Source organism: Fusobacterium sp. DD2 (genome assembly GCF_018205345.1).
In the GTDB taxonomy this organism is placed as follows: Bacteria; Fusobacteriota; Fusobacteriia; order Fusobacteriales; family Fusobacteriaceae; genus Fusobacterium_A.
In genome coordinates this window covers 1-3,106 of record NZ_JADRHM010000108.1, presented here as the reverse complement: position 1 = coordinate 3,106, position 3,106 = coordinate 1, and the positions used below count along the sequence as shown (strand labels likewise).

Sequence of the window (3,106 nt, the reverse complement as noted above, 5' to 3'; positions counted from 1 at the left end):
AAAGATTTTTTGATGGTGATTGATGAATAATAACTATTTATACTAACAATAATAGTTTGTAAAAAAATATATAGCTGATGTATCAGTAGGATATTATCTTTATAAGAAAAATAAAGTTGATCAGTTTTTAAGAAGCCAGGGAATAAATCTAAAACCTTCTGACAGCGTAAATTATGAAGAAATCTCAGTTAAGAGTTTAACTGAGATGAAAATACCTAGAGGACTTAATTGCTGAAAAAGAGGCAAATGGGACTTCAGGAGTATGTGAATTATGTGGAACTGAAGAGAAAGAAGAAAAGTAATAAAATATTTTAAACTTTTTAGATAAGAAATATGTCTAAAGACTATGAAGGAAAAATGAGAGAAATATGAAGAAAATTGAGAATAAAAAAATATTTTTAAACTTTTCTGTCATATATCTAGTCTAAATAGTAGAGAGAAGAAAATAAAACAGAAAATAAAATCTCTAAAAAAAATAATAATTCTTTAAACTTTTATTGAAGATATAAAGTCTAAAGGTTGTTAATAAAAATAGTAATTTTTTCATAACTCCCTTCCCTCACTCCCTAGAGGGAAATCGATAATAACTAATAGTTGATATATAAAATTTCTCCCCCATGAAACTAATAAAAAAGATACAGTAAAAAAATCTGTATCTTTTTTATTTTTTGTTTTGTGTATCAAAAACAAAAGGCTCCAGAAACTTCTGGAGCCCTCTTTATATCCTATTTAATTATCTTTTTATAATATGTCCTGTGTACATTCTGCTAGTTCTTACACCTGGTTTAATTTCTCCATTTACAGAGTATACATTGTTTCCAACAAGTACAAGACCTTCTCCACATGGAGCATCAAATGGAACTTCACCTATAGATTTCCATGTATTTGTTTTAGCGTTGTATATTAAGATCTCTTTATTCCAATGGAAATCAACTGGGTCAGTACCAAAGTAGTTAGCTTTGTATTTAGCTAATTCGTCACCTTTTAATGTAGATAGGTAGTAGTTAGCATCGTCCCAAACTTGTCTGTTAAATCCTCCAATAACCATCATTTCATTGTTGTTAAGTTTAACTGAGTTACCTCCAAGTACAGATACAGGTTCTCCATTTACAACGATAGGAGCAACTGGAGTCCATTGTTTTGTATAGAAACTATATTTGTATCCATCAGTTAAAGCTTTACTGTTTCCTCCACCAAATACATAGATATCTCCATTAAGCACTTGTGCAACAGCTTGAGCTCTTACTGGTCCTGGAACATCTGCAAGTTTTTCAGTTTTTCCAGTTTTTATATCATATGAATAGAATTCATTAGATGTTTTACCAGCTTGTTTTCCTGTAAATACATATAGTTTTCCATCTTTTTCAACTGCTCTACCATTTTGGAAAGTAAATGGTAAATCTCCAATTTTCTTCATATCAAGTTTTCCATCTCTCATAGATAGGAACCAGATATCATTGTCATTTTCAGCATCTGGAGCACCACCAATGTAGTAAATTCCATCTTTAGTAGTTACAGAAGCTCCGTATCCTATTGGATGAGGGAAATTAGTGTGTTCAACAACATCAAGTTTTCCATCGTGATCAACTAATACGTAAATGTCTGAATAAGTTACTTTTGGTCCTCCTTCAGCAGGTGATTTAACAGGGAAGTTAGCACCTCCACCTACAACGATATATTTTCCTTCTAATACACCGTTAAGTACTCCTGCAGTACCAATGTTTTGTGTGTAACCTTTCTGAGCTGGTAATTTTCCAGCAGTTTCCCAAGTTATTTTTGCTACTTCACAGTCACAGCTATTAACTGGCATAGCAGAACATCCTGCTAATAATAAAGATGATACAATTGCTGCAAATAAAATCTTTTTCATAAACATAGACCTCCATTTTTCATAATAAAAATAGTTTGTTCCCGTGTTCAATTTTACTTTCAATATTATATTACTATCTTTCATCTTAAAAGTCAACAGTTTTAATATTATGTGTACATATACACAGTATAGAGACATAATATAAAAAATATATGTGTTTAAAAATGTTTGTAAAATCAATAAAAAGTACTGAAAATGATAATAAAAAACTTTTTTCAAAAAAATACTTGCTTTTTTTATAGAGTATCTATATAATAAGAGTGTGAAATAGTGTTGAAATACTCAACATAAATTCATCACAAATTGTTATTAGTTGAAATTAATGAGGGAGGAAAAAATTATGAAAAGATTAGCTTTATTATTAGCAGCTATGGGAGTTATATCTGCTGCAGCTTTTGCTGGAAGTTTACAAGTTACAAGTGTTAACCAAGAATTAGAATATGAGCATGTTAATCATGCAAAAACTAGTGATGTTACACTAACTACTACAGTTAATATGAAATATGATGACTGGTCATTTGCAATCCAAGGTGGAAAATTCTGGTTGAATGGTAATAAATCAGCAGAAAAGAAAGGACTTTCAAGTAACAATGGAAGACTTCAATTAGATGCTTGGAAATCATTAACACCTGAATTTAAATTAGGATATAGATTCAGAGGTCAAAAAGATATGGATAGACATTATGTAAGATATGCATATGCACATGACTGGTTCTTGTCATCAGCTGATATCTGGCTACAATCAGATAATGGTGCTAATAATAACCAAATCAGAATGGAATTATTCCCATTAGGAGCAACATATAAAGGATTTACAGCAAAATGGTTTGTAGCTTATGATAAATCTATAAAAAGTCACCCTGCAAATCATGTAAAATCATACTATGAACATCAAATCAGATTATATGCACCTATCTATTCAGATGATGCATTTGGTTTAAGTGCTGAAGGTAGATTTACATTAGCATCTGGAAAAACTGTAGAAGATCATGCTCCATATAACTATTACAAAAACTTTGGAAGAACTAGACTATATTTAAAAGGAAACTACAAAGTTACTGATTCATTCTCAGTTTATGGATACTATGGATATGAATTCAGAAGCTTCAAAACTAAAAATGGTGGAACTAAACCTGCAACAGGAGATAAAAATTATCACGACGTAGGAATTGGATGGAACTATACATTCTAATCTCATAATATAGAATCCCAAGGGAGCTGTTAATAACAGCTCCT

2 protein-coding genes and 1 pseudogene are annotated in these 3,106 nt (G+C 30.6%); 2 read left to right on the top strand and 1 reads right to left on the bottom strand.

What is annotated here, in order from left to right:
• Nucleotides 1–70 precede the first annotated feature (70 nt).
• Nucleotides 71–302, top strand: a pseudogene (locus IX290_RS11695) (hypothetical protein).
• 431 nt (nucleotides 303–733) lie between these two features.
• Here the strand turns inward: IX290_RS11695 and IX290_RS11215 are convergent.
• Nucleotides 734–1,870 carry a cyclically-permuted mutarotase family protein gene (locus tag IX290_RS11215; RefSeq protein ID WP_211493280.1) on the bottom strand — a complete coding sequence of 379 codons (1,137 nt, stop codon included), beginning with the start codon at nucleotides 1,868–1,870 and terminating at the stop codon, nucleotides 734–736.
• A 340-nt stretch (nucleotides 1,871–2,210) separates the two neighbouring features.
• Between IX290_RS11215 and IX290_RS11210 the strand changes: the two genes are divergently transcribed.
• Complete coding sequence (locus IX290_RS11210) at nucleotides 2,211–3,062, top strand: hypothetical protein (RefSeq protein ID WP_211493279.1); 852 nt, start codon at nucleotides 2,211–2,213, stop codon at nucleotides 3,060–3,062.
• Nucleotides 3,063–3,106 lie beyond the last annotated feature (44 nt).